Source organism: Methanohalophilus mahii DSM 5219, assembly GCF_000025865.1.
In the GTDB taxonomy this organism is placed as follows: Archaea; Halobacteriota; Methanosarcinia; order Methanosarcinales; family Methanosarcinaceae; genus Methanohalophilus; species Methanohalophilus mahii.
Map to the genome: position 1 here is coordinate 550,435 of NC_014002.1, position 18,633 is coordinate 569,067.

An 18,633-nucleotide genomic window follows, 5' to 3' on the forward strand; every position below is an offset into this window, starting at 1 on the left:
AATGGATAATACTATTCCCTCTATTCCCCAGAGAATTGGTGCGATCAGATTCGGTCTCCTGTCTCCGCGGGAAATCCGTAAGATGAGTGTTACTTCAATTATTACTGCTGATACATATGACGACGATGGTTATCCAATTGACATGGGTTTAATGGATTTGAGACTGGGTGTTATAGACCCGGGTTTGAAGTGCAAAACCTGTGGAGGTAGGGCCGGTGAATGTCCGGGTCACTTCGGTCATATTGAACTCGTGGCACCGGTACTCCACGTAGGATTTAATAAGATAATAAGAAAAATACTTCGATCTACATGTCGTAACTGCAGCCATCTTCTTCTTGAGGATAAACAGAAAAAAGCCTATATTAATCAGTTTGCCAAACTGGATGTAATGAGTCATCTGCCTGATGATCTGATTAATAATGTATTCAAGGAAGCACGAAAGACCAAAATATGTCCTTATTGTGGGGAAGAGCAACTTGAGATAAAATTCGAAAAACCCTCAGATTACATAGAGAATGATTACAAGCTGACACCGACTGAAATCCGTGATCGTCTTGAACGTATCCCGGATGATGACCTAAAGGTCATGGGTATGGACCCGGAGTCTGCAAGACCCGAATGGATGGTTCTGACAGTGCTAGCAGTTCCTCCTGTAACTGTTCGTCCTTCCATTACTCTGGAATCAGGTCAGCGTAGTGAAGATGATTTAACTCATAAACTTGTGGATATTATTCGTATTAATCAGCGTTTCCAGGAAAATCGTGATGCGGGTGCACCACAACTTATTATAGAGGATCTCTGGGAACTTTTGCAGTATCACCTTACTACGTTCTTTGATAACGAAGTTTCAGGTGTCCCTCCGGCAAGACACAGGTCTGGCCGCCCTCTAAAGACTCTTACACAGCGTCTTAAAGGAAAGGAAGGTCGTTTCAGGGGAAGTCTTTCCGGTAAACGTGTGAATTTCTCTGCACGTACGGTTGTATCTCCAGATCCCAACCTTAGTATCAATGAAGTGGGTGTTCCCTATCAAATTGCCAAGCATATGACAATTCCTGTAAGGGTAATCTCCAGAAATCTGGAAATGATGCGTGCATATGTTGCAAGGGGTGGAGAAACTCATCCGGGTGCTAATTATGTATTCCGTGAAGATGGGCGCCGGCTTAAGATCACCGAAGCCAACAAGGAAGAACTTTCTGAAAAACTTGAACCTGGTTGGACAGTTGAAAGGCAGATGCAGGATGGAGATATTGTTCTCTTTAACAGGCAGCCTTCTCTTCACAAAATGAGCATAATGGCACATAAGGTCAAGGTATTGCCAAATAAGACTTTCAAACTTAATCCAGCTGTATGTCCTCCTTACAATGCGGACTTTGACGGCGATGAAATGAACATGCATGTTCTGCAAACGGAAGAATCCCGTGCAGAAGCCAACATTTTAATGCAGGTTCAGGAGAATATCCTTTCTCCCCGTTTTGGAGGTCCAATTATTGGTGGTATCCACGACCACATTTCAGGTATGTTCCTGCTGACACGCAATGAAAATATGATCAGTAAGAACGATGCTCTGGAACTATTACGTAAATCAGAAGTGCGTGAGCTTCCGGAGCCTGCCGGTTATACTGATGTGGGGGATCCTTTCTGGACGGGCAAACAGATTTTCAGCCAGATTCTTCCAAAGGATCTCAATCTTGAATTTAAAGCCAATGTATGTTTCAAGTGTGATGTCTGTAAGGGCAGGGACTGTGAATATGATGCCTATGTGGTAGTTGAAAACGGCGAACTGGTGACAGGGACGATCGATGAAAAGGCAATCGGGGCCTTTAAGGGCAAAATCCTTGATTCTATTGTGAAAAGATATGGTACAACAGAGGCTGCTCAGTTTGTGGACGATATGACCAGGCTTGCGATTCGTGGTGTGATGCGTACTGGCCTTAGTTTTGGTATCAGTGATGAGGACATTCCTCGTGAAGCAAAACTGAATATCGATGAGGAACTTGAGCGTGCTGAAAACGAAGTCGCAGAACTCATTCAAGCTTATGAAGCAAAAGAACTTGAACCCCTCCCGGGTAGAACTCTCGCTGAAACCATCGAGCTTAAGATCATGCAGTCTCTGGGTAAAGCAAGGGACCATACCGGTACGATTGCAGGAAACCATCTGGGTCTGGAAAATTCTGCTGTGATTATGGCAAAATCCGGTGCACGTGGTTCTATGTTGAACCTGACACAGATGGCAGCCTGTGTAGGTCAGCAGGCTGTACGTGGTGAACGTATCAGGAGAGGTTATGAAGGCCGTACCCTGCCACACTTTGATAGAGGTGATCTTGGGGCTGATGCACATGGTTTTGTAAAGTCCAGCTATAAGAGCGGTTTAAATCCTACGGAATATTTCTTCCATTCAGTAGGAGGCAGGGAAGGTCTTGTTGATACTGCGGTGCGTACATCCCAGTCCGGTTATCTGCAGCGTCGGCTTGTAAATGCGTTGCAGGATCTTGAAGTACAATACGATCGATCAGTACGTGAAACACGTGGTGTCATCGTACAGTTCAAGTACGGAGAGGATGGTATAGATTCTACCAAGAGTGATTATAGTAGTGAGGAAACGGTGCATAACATAGTGCGTTCGGTCACAGGTAAGGAGGTGAAATAAATGGTACTTCAAGAAGCAACAATTGAAGGTATGGTCAAAGACTTACCTCTTCCCAGTGATGTAAAGTTGACTCTCATTAGCGATTCGGTGAAAGCAGGTGTAAATAAGAAACAGATGGGGGAGATCATTGAAAAACTCCTGGAAACTTATGATAAATCCTGTGTGGAACCCTGTGAAGCTGTAGGTGTTATTTCTGCACAATCAATCGGTGAGCCCGGTACACAGATGACAATGCGTACTTTCCACTATGCGGGTGTGGCTGAGATCAATGTTACACTGGGTTTGCCCAGGTTGATTGAGATTGTCGATGCACGTAAACGTCCCAGTACACCAATGATGACCGTGCATCTTGACAAGGAGTATCTTGAAGACAGGGATTTTGCAAACAAGATTGCCTGGATGATTGAAGCTACACATGTTGAGCATCTTGCCGATGTCACTACTGATCTTCCCAATATGCAGCTTGTTATTGATTTGAATGAAAAAGCCATGAATAAAAGGGAAGTAGGTATTGAATCGGTAATGGAGAAACTTGAACATGGCCTGGGTGTTTCCGTAGTTCAGGCAAAAGAAGTTTCCAACCAGCTACTTATAAAACTGAAAGAACCTTCCTACCGTGAGCTATTACAACTTGCAAAAAAAATCAATACCATTACATTGAAGGGTATTGATGGCATCAAGAGAGTAGTTGTCAGAAAAGAGGATGGTGAATACAGACTCTATACAGAAGGCTCCGAACTCAAGAAAGTTCTTGAGATTGATGGTGTAGACCCCACAAGGACAAGTACCAATAATATCGGGGAAATCTATGAGGTCTTTGGAATTGAAGCTGCAAGAAATGCAATAATCAAAGAGGCTACAGATACCCTTCGAGAACAGGGTCTTGAAGTTGATGTGAGGCATATTATGCTGGTGGCGGATATAATGTCCTGTGACGGTGAAGTAAAACAGATAGGTCGTCATGGTATATCCGGTGAAAAAGCCAGTGTGTTTGCACGTGCAGCTTTCGAAGTAACTGTAAATCATTTGCTTGATGCAGGTTTGCGTGGAGAGGTTGATGAATTGAGTGGTGTTACTGAAAATATTATTGTCGGCCAGCCAATCAAACTCGGAACAGGTGATGTTCATCTCGTTTCCAGAAATCCTCTGCAGGGATGAAACTGTAACCAGAAACTAGATATAAGGAATCAGGTATTAAAGTACCAATCTTAAATTCAAAAGGGTTGATCTATATGGATATTAATGTTGATAAGGCACTGTTGAAAGTCATTAGGACAGGAGATGTTGTGATCGGGGCAAACAGGACCATTGATGTAGCTACAAATGGAGATGCAAAAATGGTAGTAGTTTCTGCAAACTGTCCGGCATACATCAGGGAAAAGATCGAGGAAACAGATTTACCAGTAATTAAATACGCAGGTTCAAGTATGGACCTTGGCACTGTTTGTGGTAAACCGTACACTATCACCACCATGGCAATCGTTGATGCTGGTGAATCTGATATTATAGGATTAGTTTAAAATAGAGGGTGTTTTATTTTTGAGTGATATCAAACTTTCAACAGATGCTATCAGATATATAGCCTTGTTTGAAAGTATGACCGGGGCACCCATTAAGGATTGTCTTATAGACGATGATCGAATTATCTGCGTGGTCAACAATGGCGATATGGGTGCTGCAATCGGGAAGCATGGAGATAATATTAACCGCTTCAAAAAAGCAGTCGACAAGCACGTGGATTTGATTGAGTATTCCGATGATCCGATAACCTTCATCAAGAACGCATTTGGCACGATTCCTACAAAATCTGTAGAAATCAGCGACAAAAACGGCAAAAAAGTTGCCTATGTTGAGGTTTCCAGTATGAATAAAGGTCTGGCCATCGGGAAAAGCGGTCGAAATATTGATAAGATAAAAAGGATTGTAAACCGTCATCATGATATCGAAGATTTAATATTACAATAATCCGGGTTTCAAATATTTAACTCATCTATTGGAGGATACTAAATGACAAATGGAAAATATGCAGCTCATAAACTTAAAGCGGCACGTAAAAATGCAAGGTGGAAAGATACTCGCTACAGCAGGCGAACCCTTGGACTGAATGTGAAGTCCGATCCTTTATCTGGAGCTCCTCAGGGGCGCGGTATAGTGCTCGAGAAAGTGGGTGTTGAAGCCAAACAGCCAAACTCTGCTATCAGGAAATGTGTAAGAATTCAACTGATCAAGAACGGTAGGCAGGCAACTGCCTTTTGTCCCGGAGACGGTGCTATCAATTTCATTGATGAGCATGACGAGATAACCGTGGAAAGGATTGGTGGACGCATGGGTGGTGCAAAGGGTGATATTCCCGGTGTGCGCTTTAAGGTCACAGCTGTAAATAACGTCAGTTTGAATGAGATGGTCATCGGCAAAAAGGAGAAGCCAAGGAGATAATTCTTATGAATAAATTATTCGGTAAATGGGATATGACTGAGGTTGAAGTGGTCGATGCCGGTCTCAGAAGATATGTGAATGTCGATCCAATCGCAATTCCCAACACAGGTGGCAGGCACGCAAGACAGCAGTTCAATAAGTCTGATCTTTCAATTGTAGAAAGGCTTATTACCAGTCTGATGCGCGGAGAAGAGAATACAGGTAAAAAGCAGTGCACAATGACTGCTGTAAAGGAAGCTTTTGATATTATCCATTCAAAGACTGATAAAAATCCTGTTCAGGTACTTGTTGAGGCAATTTCCCATACCGGTCCAAGGGAAGAGGTAGTACGTCTTAAATACGGTGGAATCTCTGTACCAAAAGCGGTGGATACCGCACCTCAGAGAAGGGTTGACTCTGCACTTAGGTACATTGCTATGGGTACCAAGCAGACATCTTTCAAATCCAAACGTTCATTTGCCAGCTGCCTTGCAACAGAACTTATAGCAGCATCAAACGGAGATGCAAAGTGCTTCTCTGTGAACAGAAAAGATGCAAAAGAAAGGGTCGCAAAGGCTGCACGTTAATCTAATATTATAGTGAATTACTGCGTAGGTTGTAGTTATGGGACGAAGGAAAAAAATGGTAGAGCGTGTAAAAGCGCTTATGAGTAATCCCGATATGATTCGAAATATCGGTATTGTAGCACACATCGATCATGGTAAAACCACTTTATCAGATAATCTTCTGGCAGGTGCAGGGATGATTTCCCAGGACCTTGCAGGAAGGCAACTTTTCATGGATTCTGATGAGGAAGAACAGGAAAGAGGTATTACCATTGATTCAGCTAACGTTTCAATGGTGCACGAATATGATGGCAATGAATACCTCATTAACCTCATAGACACCCCCGGTCACGTTGACTTCGGTGGCGATGTTACACGTGCCATGCGTGCAGTGGATGGTGCAGTTGTTGTAATAGATGCTGTTGAAGGCACAATGCCGCAGACCGAAACTGTTCTGAGGCAGGCACTTAAGGAACACGTCAGGCCTGTACTTTTCATTAACAAAGTTGATCGTCTGATTAATGAACTTCAGGAAGGCGGACAGGAAATGCAGATCCGTCTCGGAAAACTTATTGATCTTGTTAATAAACTCATCAAAGGTATGAATGAGGAACGTTATAAGGCCGGCTGGAAAGTCGATGCTTCAGGTGGTACTGTTGCATTCGGTTCAGCTCTTTATAACTGGGCAATCAGTGTCCCGATGATGCAGAAGACCGGTGTAAGTTTCAGTGACGTTTATGAATACTGCCGCAATGAAGATATGGAGACACTTGCGGAAAAGTGCCCTCTTCATGAAGCAGTTAATGATATGGTAATCAGGCACCTTCCAAGTCCAATCGAGGCACAGGAAGGACGTGTTGGTGCTATCTGGCATGGCGATAAGACCTCTGAAATCGGCAAGTCAATGAAAGATGCTGATGCAAACGGAGATCTTGCTTTCATGGTAACAGATATTGCAATGGATCCACATGCAGGTGAAGTTGCTACGGGGAGGCTCTTCAGTGGCTCTTTAACAAGGGGCATGGAGGTTAGTGTTTCAGGAATAACAGTCAAAAACAGGATCCAGCAGGTTGGTGTTTTTATGGGTCCTGAAAGGCTGGAAGTGGAGAGGATTCCTGCGGGCAACATTGCTGCTGTAACAGGTCTCAAAGATGCTATCGTAGGTTCTACTGTCACAACCCTGGAAGATATGATGCCATTTGAAAGCATCCAGCATGCAAGTGAACCTGTGGTGACAGTGGCGGTTGAAGCCAAGCATATGAAGGATCTTCCAAAACTGGTAGAAGTCTTGCGTCAGGTAGCGAAGGAAGACCCAACCCTTCAAATCAAACTTGACGAAGAAACCGGTGAACACCTTCTGGCAGGAATGGGTGAATTACACCTTGAAGTCATTGGTCACAGGATTGAACGTGATAAGGGTGTAGAAATCACTACCACCCCTCCAATAGTTGTTTACCGTGAATCTGTAAAATCCCATGCAGGTCCGGTTGAAGGAAAGTCTCCTAACAGGCATAACAGGTTCTATATAGAGATTGAACCTCTTGACCCTGAAATTATCAAGCTAATCAAGGAAGGCGAAATCACAATGAGGATGCCTGAGCTTGAAAGAAGGGAACTGCTTATGAATGCCGGTATGAGCAAGGAAGAGGCCAAAGGTCTTGTAGATATTTATGAGAGTAATATCTTCCTTGACATGACCAAGGGTATTCAGTACCTGAATGAAACAATGGAATTAATTCTTGAAGGTTTCACAGAGGTTATGAAAGAAGGTCCTCTTGCCAGGGAGCCATGTATGGGTGTAAAAGTCAAACTCGTGGATGCCAAGCTCCACGAAGATGCTGTCCACCGTGGTCCTGCACAGGTAATTCCTGCATCAAGACAGGCTATCCAGGCGGCAATGCTTCTGGCAGAAGATGTTCTCTTTGAACCGTACCAGAAAGTATTTATTCAGGTGCCCCAGGAACAGATGGGCGGCGCAACCAAAGAAATACAGGGCCGTCGTGGAATCATATTAAATATGACATCTGAAGGTGACACTACAGTGATCGAATCCAAGGCTCCGGTATCAGAACTTTTCGGTTTTGCAGGTGACATACGTTCTGCAACCGAAGGACGTGCCATGTGGAGTACTGAATTTGCAGGATTTGATTCTCTGCCTACCAATATGGTCGCAGAGATTGTTAATGAGATAAGAGAAAGGAAAGGTCTCAAGGCAGGCGTTCCACAGCCAGAGGACTATCTGAGTATGTGAGAAGGTATGACCTTCTTACTTTTCGCCGTTAGAAAGATTTAAACGTCTTAACAACTATTACAGACAAAAACCCTATAATAACATCAAATTAAAAGGAGAATCGATATATGGCAAACAAACCACATATGAACTTAGCGGTTATCGGTCACATTGACCACGGAAAGTCCACCCTTGTCGGTAGGCTCATGTACGAGACAGGTGCTATCCCACAGCACGTTATCGACAAATTCAGAGAAGAAGCAAAAGATAAAGGAAAAGAATCCTTTGCTTTCGCATGGGTTATGGACTCTCTCAAAGAAGAGCGTGAGAGGGGTATCACTATTGATATCGCCCACAAAAGGTTTGACACTGATAACTATTATTTCACAATCGTTGACTGTCCCGGTCACCGTGACTTTGTCAAGAACATGATCACCGGTGCATCCCAGGCAGATGCCGCAATCCTTGTGGTAGCAGCAACAGATGGTGTAATGGCACAGACAAAGGAACACGTATTCCTTTCCAGGACCCTTGGTATCAACCAGCTAATTATCGCTGTCAATAAGATGGATGCAACTGGCTACAGTGAGGATAAGTACACCCAGGTCAAAAAGGACGTATCCGAACTTCTGGGTATGGTTGGTTTCAAGGCTGCAGATGTCCCATTCATCCCAACCTCTGCCTTTGAAGGTGACAATGTTTCTAAGAACAGTTCCAATACCCCATGGTATAACGGTCCAACTATCCTCGAGTGCCTGAACAACCTTAAAGTTCCAGAGCAGCCAGATGACCTGCCTCTCCGTGTGCCTGTACAGGACGCATACACAATTTCCGGTATCGGTACTGTACCTGTCGGTCGTGTAGAAACCGGTGTAATGAAGAAAGGCCAGATGGTTACCTTCATGCCAAGTGGGGCAAGCGGTGAAGTAAAGTCTATTGAGATGCACCACGAAGAAGCAAACGAAGCCAGGCCCGGTGACAATATCGGATGGAACGTCAGAGGTGTCGGTAAAGCTGATGTCAGGCGTGGGGATGTATGTGGTGAATCCAAAAATCCGCCAACCGTCGCAGAAGAATTCACAGGTCAGGTTGTTGTGCTCCAGCACCCATCCGCAATCACAATTGGTTACACACCTGTATTCCACTGCCACACAACCCAGACTGCATGCACACTGATGTCAATTGACAAGAAACTGGATCCAAAATCCGGACAGGTCAAGGAAGAAAATCCAACCTTCATCAAGGCTGGTGACGCAGCAATCATAACAGTCAAGCCAACAAGGCCAATGGTCATTGAACCTGTCAAGGAAATCCCACAGCTTGGAAGGTTCGCTATCCGTGATATGGGTATGACCATTGCTGCCGGTATGTGCATGAGTGTTAAAGAGAAACAGTAAACACTCTATTTACCCTTTTTAAGGGGGAATGAATTATGGCACAGAAAGCAAGAATAAGACTGTCGGGAATTGATCCGATAAACCTGGACGGTGTCTGCGATCAGGTAAAATCCATCGCTGACCGCACAGGTGTAAGTATAGCCGGACCTGTCCCGCTGCCCACCAAAAAAATGGTGGTACCAGCACGCAAAAGCCCAAGTGGTGACGGAACCGCTTCCTGGGATCACTGGGAAATGCGTGTACACAAGCGCCTGATAGACATAGCTGCAGATGAGCGTGCTCTCAGGCAGCTAATGCGCATTCAGGTGCCCAAGGACATCAATATTGAAATCGTTCTTCAGAATTGAGGGATTTTCCCTCTCTTTCTTTTGTTTTTAATTAATTGCTAATTCTCTATTCATGTATGTTTTCACACCGTTAATTATATTTATTAATTTTACTTCTTATTCTGGGTGATCTATATGCCAGAAGAAATAGAGGATGAAACCGAAGGTAAGGTCTATAATGCATTAAAAGAAAGTGACAAACCGATGCGATCTGGTGAAGTTGCCGAAGCTGCAGATATTGATAAGAAAGTGGTCAGCAAGACAATAACCAAACTTAAGAAAAAAGGACTTGTATGTTCTCCAAAAAGATGTTATTACGCTGCGTCTGAGGAATGATTAACTTTCCCGTAGCATTTCTTTTCTCGGAATTCTTGACGTAAAAGTGCTAACTTTTTTTGTACATTTTCGTATTGTGTTTTGAAATATGCCAGCTTGATAGGTTCTTCATTCTATTTATGCGTTCCATTTATGAATGATTTGTTTTTTTGCCGTTCTCCACAATTCATTTCAATATTTGTTTGTACGATACCTATTAATACGAGTGAACATATGTAGGAGTCTCGCTCAATGAATGGGTGCAGATGTAGCATTCACTGTTTGCATCTGCTTGATACCTGTTTGTTCGGTAGAAATTGATAATGCAAATGCTTATATGCGTTCAGTGCGTATATATGTGTCCTGTGAATGGCACAGGATTGGTGACCTGTTTCATGCATAAACCCATGCTGGTTTATCGTGTGAGTTGTTCCGGCTCTGTCGGATAACAAGGTTTATATATCAAAAGCAATATCCATGAGTTCCCGCGCATAACGCGCGTGGAAACATAATCACCTTCACATTAATCAAATGGAGACAGGAGATAACAATTCTGTCTGACACACGCAATGGCAGTTCGGTGAATTCTGATCGTTAGTTATTAAGAATTCACTGTGCAGGGCCTTTAATCAGCATCCATGTTGTTTAACAGGTACCCTGCCAACAATTTCCTTTAACCTTCAAAGGTGTGCTAGAAATTTAACATAATTCTGGTTGATCCTGCCAGAGGTTACTGCTATCGGTGTTCGACTAAGCCATGCTAGTTAAATGTTCTTCGTGAACATAGCGGACTGCTCAGTAACACGTGGACAATCTGCCCTTGGGTTCAGCATAACCCCGGGAAACTGGGGATAATTCTGAATAGATCACATATGCTGGAATGCTTTGTGATTTAAAGATCCGTCGCCTAAGGATGGGTCTGCGGCCTATCAGGTTGTAGTGGGTCTAGAGTACCTACTAGCCAACGACGGGTACGGGTTGTGAGAGCAAGAGCCCGGAGATGGATTCTGAGACATTAATCCAGGCCCTACGGGGCGCAGCAGGCGCGAAACCTTTACACTGCGGGAAACCGCGATAAGGGGACACCGAGTGCCAGCATACAATGCTGGCTGTCCACATGTGTAAATAGCATGTGATAGCAAGGGCCGGGCAAGACCGGTGCCAGCCGCCGCGGTAACACCGGCGGCCCGAGTGGTAATCACTATTATTGGGTCTAAAGGGTCCGTAGCCGGTTTAATCAGTCTTCCGGGAAATCTGACAGCTCAACTGTTAGGCTTCCGGGGGATACTGTTAGACTTGGGACCGGGAGAGGTAAGAGGTACTACAGGGGTAGGAGTGAAATCTTGTAATCCCTGTGGGACCACCAGTGGCGAAGGCGTCTTACCAGAACGGGTCCGACGGTGAGGGACGAAAGCTGGGGGCACGAACCGGATTAGATACCCGGGTAGTCCCAGCCGTAAACGATGCTCGCTAGGTGTCTGGAATGGTGCGACCGTTTCAGGTGCCGCAGGGAAGCCGTGAAGCGAGCCACCTGGGAAGTACGGCCGCAAGGCTGAAACTTAAAGGAATTGGCGGGGGAGCACTACAACGGGTGGAGCCTGCGGTTTAATTGGACTCAACGCCGGACAACTCACCGGGGGCGACAGCAATATGTAGGTCAAGCTAAAGACTTTACCTGAATCGCTGAGAGGAGGTGCATGGCCGTCGTCAGTTCGTACTGTGAAGCATCCTGTTAAGTCAGGCAACGAGCGAGACCCGTGCCCACTGTTGCCAGCATATCCTTCGGGATGATGGGTACTCTGTGGGGACCGCCGATGCTAAATCGGAGGAAGGTGCGGGCTACGGTAGGTCAGTATGCCCCGAATCTCCCGGGCTACACGCGGGCTACAATGGTTGGGACAATGGGCTCCTACACTGAAAAGTGACGGTAATCTCATAAACCCAGCCGTAGTTCGAATTGAGGGCTGAAACCCGCCCTCATGAAGCTGGAATCCGTAGTAATCGCGTTTCAATATAGCGCGGTGAATACGTCCCTGCTCCTTGCACACACCGCCCGTCAAACCACCCGAGTGAGGTATGGGTGAGGGCGCGGACTTAGTGCTGCGTTCGAACCTAAATTTCGCAAGGGGGGTTAAGTCGTAACAAGGTAGCCGTAGGGGAATCTGCGGCTGGATCACCTCCTAAGCAAAAAAACTTTCGATCAGAAACCGAAAAACTGTCATTGCAATTATATTATATCATATAATCCAACAACGTTGGGAAACCAAGGGCTTGTAGATCAGTTGGAAGATCGCTGCCTTTGCAAGGCAGAGGCCCTGGGTTCGAATCCCAGCAAGTCCATATTTAATGCACCAGGCAAGTAATTTTGCCCGGGAAGGATGGATGTGCTCTTTCTGACCAAGGAGAGCACGATGAGATCGTGTATAAGTTGCATACCTGACGCTTACTGGAGTAAGCAAACGGATAATGGCATTTATGCCAGCAGGTGAATGGCTCGGCTCAAGGACCGATGAAGGACGTGTCAAGCTGCGATATGCCTCGGCTAGGCGCATGAAGCCTATGAACCGAGGATCTCCTAATGAGACCTCTTGACCTTAAATGGTCGATCAGTAATGATCGGGAACGTTCCGAATTGAAACATCTTAGTAGGAACCGGAAAAGAAATCGAAGAGATGCCGCTAGTAACGGCGAGTGAACACGGCACAGTTCAAACCGAATCCCTCTGGAAACAGAAGGGAAATGTGGTGTGGTAGGACTTTTCCAAGGATCCTTTCTCACTGACCCCGAATTTGACTGGAACGTCAAACCATAGAGTGTGATAGTCACGTAGGACTAAGTGAACGGATCTGGAATTGTTCCAGAGTACCGTGCGTTGGATATCGCGCGGGAACCCGGGAGGCATCAACTTCCAAAACTAAATATCTCTTGAGACCGATAGTGAACTAGTAGGGTGACCGAAAACTGAAAAGTACCCCAAAAAGGGAGGTTCAAAGTGCCTGAAACCTGTTGGTTATGGAACGATATGGCATGAAAGGATCTGCGAAATGAAGGAAACAGTCGCGAGGCTGGTGTACGAGTTTCGTTGCCGATGTCATATCTTACGTTTTGAAGAACGGGCCAGGGAGTGTATTTCAATGGCGAAGGCTAACCGAGAGGGGAGCCGAAGCGAAAGCAACAAGCATGCAGCCTTCGGGCAAGATGCGGCGTATACAAGTGCGTGGAGTCATTGGAATACGACCCGAAGCCGGGTGATCTAGGCGTGGGCAGGTTGAAGCGTGGCGAAAGCTACGTGGAGGACCGCAAGCGGTACTGACCTGCAAATCGTTCGTGTGACCTGCGTCTTGGAGTGAAAGGCTAATCAAACCCGGCATCAGCTGGTTCCTTCCAAAACATGTCGTAGCATGACCTAACCGGAGATAGTCGGTGGTGTAGAGCACTGATTGGGGATCCCGGGGGAGAAATCCCTCGCTCCCCTGTCAAACTCCAAAACTACCGTCGTCTAAGAAAGTTGGAGTCCGGGCTACTGGGGTAAGCTTGTAGTCCGTAAGGGAGAGAACCCAGCCCGTGGTTAAGGTCCCTAAGTGTCGACTAAGTGTTAAAGATAAAGGGTGTCCCAGGCCCTAAACAGCTGGAAGGTTAGCTTAGAAGCAGCTACCCTTTAAAGAGTGCGTAACAGCCCACCAGTCGAGGTCTGGGGCCCCGAAAATGGACGGGGCTCAAGTCGACCACCGATACCACGGAGTACCGAAAGGTAATCTTGTAGGAAGGCGTTGCGTTCGGGCAGAAGCAGGGTTGTGAAGTCCTGTGGACCGTACGGAAACGAAAATCCTGGTAATAGTAGCAGCATAGTCAGGTGAGAATCCTGACCGCCGAAGGGGCCAGGTTTCCTCGGCAATGATCGTCAGCCGAGGGTTAGTCGGTCCTAAGACGTACCGTAATTCGAGTACGCCAAAAGGGAAACAGGTTAATATTCCTGTACCGTTTAGCATTAAAACCAACGTCTCAGGGCAGGTTGAGCAGCGTTGTCGCGCTGTCTAAGCATCGAAACCCGTGGAGAGCCGTAATGGCGAGAAGCGGGCGAATATGTTATTGCGAAAGTCAACTGCACCCCGGGACCCGTGAAAAGGAAGCTAAACGACCGTACCAAGATCTGACACTGGTGCCCCTAGCTGAAAAGGCTAAGGCGTGTCGGAATTAATCTGGCTAAGGGAATTCGGCAAATTGGCTCCGTAACTTCGGGAGAAGGAGTGCCTGCCATGAAGATGGCAGGTCGCAGTGACCAGGGAGCTCTAACTGTCTAATACCAACATAGGAGATCGCAAACCCGAAAGGGCTAGTACGATCTCTGAATCCTGCCCAGTGCGGGTACCTGAAACTTCGGTCCAACGGAAAGAAGGGCCCGTAAACGGCGGGGGTAACTATGACCCTCTTAAGGTAGCGTAGTACCTTGTCGCTTAATTGGCGACTCGCATGAATGGATCAATGAGAGCTCTACTGTCCCTAGCCAGAATCCGGTGAAGCTTACATTCTAGTGCAAAGTCTAGAGACCTCTAGGGGGAAGTGAAGACCCCGTGGAGCTTTACTGCAGCCTGTCGTTGGGTTGTGATTTCGGATGTACAGTGTAGGTAGGAGGCATCGAAGCCCGTGCGCCAGCATGGGTGGAGCCAACAATGGGACACTACCCTTCTGAAGTCGCGACCCTAACTCCGAAAAGGAGGACCCCGATAGGTGGGCAGTTTGCCTGGGGCGGGACGCCCTTGAAAAGATATCAAGGGCGCGCAATGGTTGACTCAAGTGGGTCGGAAACCTGCTGAAGAGTGCAAGAGCATAAGTCAGCCTGACGCGATTTAGCATAGCAATGGATCGCGAGACGAAAGTCGGTTCTAGCGAACCTTTATGTCCTGCTTGATGCGGGCTAAAGCTGACAGAAAAGTTACCCCGGGGATAATTGTGTCGTTGCCGGCAAGAGCACATATCGACCCGGCAGCTTGCTACCTCGATGTCGGTTCTTTCCATCCTGGCCGTGCAGCAGCGGCCAAGGGTGAGGTTGTTCGCCTATTAAAGGAGATCGTGAGCTGGGTTTAGACCGTCGTGAGACAGGTCGGTTACTATCTACTAGAGGTGTATGTGGTCTGAAGGTAAGTTGCTCTTAGTACGAGAGGAACAGGGCAACGGCGTCTCTGGTCGATCGGTTGTCTGACAAGGCAGTGCCGAGCAGCTACGCGCCAAAGAATAAGAGCTGAAAGCATCTAAGCTCGAAATCCAACCTGAAAAGAGACCACTGTAAGGATACCGGTAAAAGACCGGTTTAATAGGATCGGGATGTAAGCACTAAGGAAACGAGGTGTTAAGTCCGCGGTTACTAATAATCCGTGCCGCTTCCAATTGCTTATTCCAGGCGAAATCAGGTATGTAATCATAACAAAATACACGGTCCGATGAAACGCAAAGTTTATGACGGTTGCGTCATAGAATCACGCTTCGCACATGACCCATGTGCCAAGGTGGCGGAGCGGCTACGCAATCGCCTGCAGAGCGATTCCATCCCGGTTCGAATCCGGGCCTTGGCTTTCATCAATTCCATCTCATATAAGTTGAGTACAGCGGCCATAGCGGCAGGGTAACTCCTGTACCCATCCCGAACACAGAAGATAAGCCTGCCAGCGTTGTATACGGTACTAAAGTGCGAGAGCCTTTGGGAACTATACATCGCTGCTGACTCAACTTATTGATACTTACCTTTTCTCAATACACACTTTTTTAATATCTGTCCTGCAATTATTAATCTGTTAGAGAAATCGATATTATGTCTCAAATTTTATAATTATATTTATGTTGGAGTATCGAAAATTTGTACTTTTCCATTTAGATCTTTGTCCTGAAAAACAATTTCCTTTGTTCATCCTAAGGATTATTAGTCGGAGATTATCTATATTCATCTATTTATCAGGATAAACTTTATATCCATCGTTATTCAATAAAAGCAATTCTGGTGGACCTGTGGTGTAGAGGATATCACTTTAGCCTCCGGAGCTTAGAACCCGGGTTCGATTCCCGGCAGGTCCTTAAAAAAAGATGCCTGTTTTTACAGGCCGTACAGTTGACAAAGGTGATTTTTTATTTTCTTAAAAAGATGAATCCTGTAGACACCTGTATTCTTTATGTCAAATATGACCACTCCCTGAGTATGCCATGAGACATTTTCGATCAGGCCCAGCTCATCCATTTCATCTACAAAGAATCTGGCTTTACTGTAATTGAGATTCTGTCTCCAGTCCCCAACCTGCATCTTAGATTCGCCACTTTTTTCAAGTTCCATTTCTTCCAGACCAAACTTGTATATTTCAAACCATTGAATATCTTCCTTTGTGGCTTTGATCCTTCCCTTCTTGGTATCCTCTTTGAGCATTTTGATAACCAGATCTATATCAGATGGAGTTATTGTGCAATCATTGATTTTATTCAGATAAAGGTCTATTTTTTCCATATTATTACCTCGTTCTCTTTTTTGTTTATGTGAGGTTTGTATTTTATACAGTATAAGTATTTCTTAACTCAATCAGGGAAAAGCACATAAATCTTACTGTTTTGAAATCCTATTTACCTTTTGGATAACAAATCCATCTCTTTATTCCCGTTCGCCTAATTCTTCATCAGCCACGTAATTTTTAGATCTGAGTATACACTATGTATCATAAATTCCCTTTATGCAAAGAATGCTGACAATTATTGTGGAAATTATTACGATAATTAAATATATATCCATACTCTATCCTGTCTACTTAAACACAATTAAACTTATTAGCAGTCTGGATACTTTTAACCATATATATAGAAGATTAAATGGAAGTCTTTAGGGAAATCGAAAGTAAAAATGTCTATATAGGGTATTTAGATAGCGATTTTTGAGTAATTTGAACTTTTTTATAGATGAAAGTCTCCTTGGACCATCATTATTTATATTTCAGGTTTCAACATTATTACAATGATTTTTTGTTAAATAGTGTGATTTCAGGGGGAATCATTATCGTCGATATAAATATAAAAATAGGTGGAGAAGCCGGTCAGGGCATACAAACCATAGGATCGGTTCTTTCAAGGACATTTGTAAGGGATGGTTTCTATGTTTACGGAAATCAGTTCTATCTTTCCAGAGTACGGGGTGGACACAATTATTTCCATATAAGGGTGAGTGATCATCCTGTATACACACTGAATGAAAAGATAGACATATTGGTGGCCCTTGACAAACAGACAATTCCTGACCATATCGAAGAGGTCAAAGAAGGATTCGTACTTACCGATGAATCCACTGTCGGGGACAATGCAGATGCGAAGATCGTATCTGTTCCTTTCACAGAAATTTCAAAGGATGTAAGTGGTAAAAAATTATTTTCAAATACTGTTGCTGTAGGAGCTGTATTTGGTTTGCTATGCTATGATCTTGCAACACTTAAAAAGTTCCTTTCCGAGACTTTCAAAAGCAAAGGTGATGAGGTTGTAGAGAAAAACATAAAAGCAGCAGAAGCAGGTTATGATTATGTTAGAAATGATAAATTTGAAGGAATTTGCAACTATAATCTCAACCCACAACCGACTAACAGGCGGATTTTGATAAATGGTAATGACAGTGTGGGGGTGGGTGCCCTTGCTGCAGGAGTGCAGTTCCTTTCGGCATACCCAATGACACCTTCAACCGGTGTAATGACCCGTGTGGCATCACATGCAGATGATTTCAATGCTGTTGTGGAGCAAGCCGAGGATGAGATCGCTGCCATAAATATGGCCATAGGCGCATCCTTTGCAGGGGTGCGTGCCATGACCACTACCTCGGGTGGAGGTTTCTGCCTGATGACAGAAGGACTGGGGCTCTCCGGCATCACTGAAACACCGATTGTCATCTTTCTGGGCCAGCGTCCCGGGCCTGCTACCGGCCTTCCCACAATGACCGAACAGGGCGACCTTAATTTTGTGCTTCATGCGGCACAGGGGGAATTTCCCCGTTGTGTGCTTGCCCCACGTACGGCAAAGGATGCCTTCTACCAGACAATACGGGCATTCAACATAGCTGAAAAATACCAGATTCCGGTCCTGATATTGAGTGACCAGCATCTTGCAGACGGTCTTTTTACCTATGAGAGATTCGATACATCCGGCCTGAAGATTAACAGGCATCTTCTGGAAGACAGGGCTGTGGGCAGTGACTACCAGAGATATGCAATTACCAAATCCGGTCTATCACCGAGGGCTATACCCGGCCAGAACGGTGCACTGGTGGTTGCAGACAGTGATGAACACAATGAAGCAGGCCATATCGACCAGACTACTGATAATCGCATTCGTATGAATGAAAAACGTCTGCGCAAGGTAGATGGACTTACGGATGAAATGCAAATGCCGGCTATTCATGGTATAGATGGAGCAGATGTTTCCCTGATAGGCTGGGGATCTTCCTATGGTCCTCTTGCTGAGGCAGTTGACATCCTCAATCATGATGAGGTATCCATAAATTTGATTCATTTCAGCGATATTTATCCGCTTTCTCATAATGCTGCCAGTATACTGGAAGGGTTAAACACCACTATCTGTGTGGAAAATAATGCAACCGGTCAGTTTGCACGCCTGCTGCGGGCCGAATTAGGATTTGAAGTATCAAAAAAGATGTTAAGGTATGATGGTTTGCCCTTTACACCACAATCGGTAATCAGGGAGCTTAAGGGAATGGAGGTGATCTGAA

The 18,633-nt window shown here is 45.3% G+C and carries 13 protein-coding genes, 3 tRNA genes and 3 rRNA genes; 18 read left to right on the forward strand and 1 reads right to left on the reverse strand.

Annotation, left to right across the window (positions count from 1 at the left end; translation table 11 throughout):
- The first annotated feature begins 1 nt into the window (after position 1).
- The 17 genes from MMAH_RS02650 (at position 2) to MMAH_RS02725 (ending at position 15,962) form a co-directional block, all read left to right on the forward strand.
- Positions 2-2,647, forward strand: coding sequence for a DNA-directed RNA polymerase subunit A' (locus tag MMAH_RS02650; protein ID WP_048902240.1), 2,646 nt, complete (start codon positions 2-4; stop codon positions 2,645-2,647).
- A gap of 30 nt (positions 2,648-2,677) precedes the next feature.
- Positions 2,678-3,805, forward strand: a complete 1,128-nt coding sequence (gene rpoA2, locus MMAH_RS02655; RefSeq protein ID WP_394295770.1) for a DNA-directed RNA polymerase subunit A'' — start codon at positions 2,678-2,680, stop codon at positions 3,803-3,805.
- A gap of 74 nt (positions 3,806-3,879) precedes the next feature.
- Entirely contained in the window at positions 3,880-4,167 is a 288-nt protein-coding gene (locus tag MMAH_RS02660) for a 50S ribosomal protein L30e (protein WP_013037003.1), read from the forward strand.
- 19 nt (positions 4,168-4,186) lie between these two features.
- Positions 4,187-4,612: a NusA-like transcription termination signal-binding factor gene (locus tag MMAH_RS02665; protein WP_013037004.1), complete on the forward strand. Its 426-nt coding sequence runs from the start codon at positions 4,187-4,189 to the stop codon at positions 4,610-4,612.
- A 42-nt stretch (positions 4,613-4,654) separates the two neighbouring features.
- Positions 4,655-5,083 (forward strand): 30S ribosomal protein S12, encoded by a 429-nt coding sequence (locus MMAH_RS02670; RefSeq protein WP_013037005.1) that lies wholly within the window; start codon positions 4,655-4,657, stop codon positions 5,081-5,083.
- A gap of 5 nt (positions 5,084-5,088) precedes the next feature.
- Positions 5,089-5,649 (forward strand): 30S ribosomal protein S7, encoded by a 561-nt coding sequence (locus MMAH_RS02675; RefSeq protein WP_013037006.1) that lies wholly within the window; start codon positions 5,089-5,091, stop codon positions 5,647-5,649.
- 37 nt (positions 5,650-5,686) lie between these two features.
- The gene (locus MMAH_RS02680; RefSeq protein ID WP_013037007.1) at positions 5,687-7,879 is read left to right on the forward strand and encodes an elongation factor EF-2; all 2,193 of its coding nucleotides are present in this window, start codon (positions 5,687-5,689) and stop codon (positions 7,877-7,879) included.
- Positions 7,880-7,986: 107 nt separating this feature from the next.
- Positions 7,987-9,255, forward strand: coding sequence for a translation elongation factor EF-1 subunit alpha (tuf, locus tag MMAH_RS02685; RefSeq protein WP_013037008.1), 1,269 nt, complete (start codon positions 7,987-7,989; stop codon positions 9,253-9,255).
- Between the two features lie 35 nt (positions 9,256-9,290).
- Positions 9,291-9,602 carry a 30S ribosomal protein S10 gene (gene rpsJ, locus MMAH_RS02690; protein WP_013037009.1) on the forward strand — a complete coding sequence of 104 codons (312 nt, stop codon included), beginning with the start codon at positions 9,291-9,293 and terminating at the stop codon, positions 9,600-9,602.
- 114 nt (positions 9,603-9,716) lie between these two features.
- Positions 9,717-9,917, forward strand: a complete 201-nt coding sequence (locus tag MMAH_RS02695; protein WP_013037010.1) for a helix-turn-helix domain-containing protein — start codon at positions 9,717-9,719, stop codon at positions 9,915-9,917.
- A 235-nt stretch (positions 9,918-10,152) separates the two neighbouring features.
- Entirely contained in the window at positions 10,153-10,299 is a 147-nt protein-coding gene (locus MMAH_RS10585) for a hypothetical protein (protein WP_013037011.1), read from the forward strand.
- Positions 10,300-10,603: 304 nt separating this feature from the next.
- Positions 10,604-12,078: ribosomal RNA gene (locus MMAH_RS02700) — 16S ribosomal RNA — on the forward strand.
- Positions 12,079-12,163: 85 nt separating this feature from the next.
- A tRNA-Ala gene (locus MMAH_RS02705) sits at positions 12,164-12,236 on the forward strand.
- Between the two features lie 121 nt (positions 12,237-12,357).
- Positions 12,358-15,280 (forward strand): 23S ribosomal RNA (locus MMAH_RS02710).
- Between the two features lie 114 nt (positions 15,281-15,394).
- Positions 15,395-15,466 (forward strand) — tRNA-Cys (locus MMAH_RS02715).
- A gap of 29 nt (positions 15,467-15,495) precedes the next feature.
- Positions 15,496-15,617: ribosomal RNA gene (gene rrf, locus MMAH_RS02720) — 5S ribosomal RNA — on the forward strand.
- The 16S, 23S and 5S rRNA genes sit together here with 3 tRNA genes alongside, the layout of an rRNA operon.
- 273 nt (positions 15,618-15,890) lie before the next feature.
- Positions 15,891-15,962 (forward strand) — tRNA-Arg (locus MMAH_RS02725).
- 19 nt (positions 15,963-15,981) lie between these two features.
- Here the strand turns inward: MMAH_RS02725 and MMAH_RS02730 are convergent.
- Positions 15,982-16,383 (reverse strand): hypothetical protein, encoded by a 402-nt coding sequence (locus MMAH_RS02730; RefSeq protein WP_013037012.1) that lies wholly within the window; start codon positions 16,381-16,383, stop codon positions 15,982-15,984.
- A 518-nt stretch (positions 16,384-16,901) separates the two neighbouring features.
- On the opposite strand from MMAH_RS02730, the gene MMAH_RS02735 reads away from it, so the two are divergent.
- The gene (locus MMAH_RS02735) at positions 16,902-18,632 is read left to right on the forward strand and encodes a 2-oxoacid:acceptor oxidoreductase subunit alpha (RefSeq protein ID WP_013037013.1); all 1,731 of its coding nucleotides are present in this window, start codon (positions 16,902-16,904) and stop codon (positions 18,630-18,632) included.
- Position 18,633 lies beyond the last annotated feature (1 nt).

Bases quoted from the DNA above. Each gene is read 5' to 3' on its own strand.
- MMAH_RS02650 (WP_048902240.1), top strand. From the start codon at position 2: ATGGATAATACTATTCCCTCTATTCCCCAGAGAATTGGTGCGATCAGA.
- rpoA2 (WP_394295770.1), top strand. From the start codon at position 2,678: ATGGTCAAAGACTTACCTCTTCCCAGTGATGTAAAGTTGACTCTCATT.
- MMAH_RS02660 (WP_013037003.1), top strand. From the start codon at position 3,880: ATGGATATTAATGTTGATAAGGCACTGTTGAAAGTCATTAGGACAGGA.
- MMAH_RS02670 (WP_013037005.1), top strand. From the start codon at position 4,655: ATGACAAATGGAAAATATGCAGCTCATAAACTTAAAGCGGCACGTAAA.
- MMAH_RS02675 (WP_013037006.1), top strand. From the start codon at position 5,089: ATGAATAAATTATTCGGTAAATGGGATATGACTGAGGTTGAAGTGGTC.
- MMAH_RS02680 (WP_013037007.1), top strand. From the start codon at position 5,687: ATGGGACGAAGGAAAAAAATGGTAGAGCGTGTAAAAGCGCTTATGAGT.
- tuf (WP_013037008.1), top strand. From the start codon at position 7,987: ATGGCAAACAAACCACATATGAACTTAGCGGTTATCGGTCACATTGAC.
- rpsJ (WP_013037009.1), top strand. From the start codon at position 9,291: ATGGCACAGAAAGCAAGAATAAGACTGTCGGGAATTGATCCGATAAAC.
- MMAH_RS02695 (WP_013037010.1), top strand. From the start codon at position 9,717: ATGCCAGAAGAAATAGAGGATGAAACCGAAGGTAAGGTCTATAATGCA.
- MMAH_RS10585 (WP_013037011.1), top strand. From the start codon at position 10,153: ATGGGTGCAGATGTAGCATTCACTGTTTGCATCTGCTTGATACCTGTT.
- MMAH_RS02730 (WP_013037012.1), bottom strand. From the start codon at position 16,383: ATGGAAAAAATAGACCTTTATCTGAATAAAATCAATGATTGCACAATA.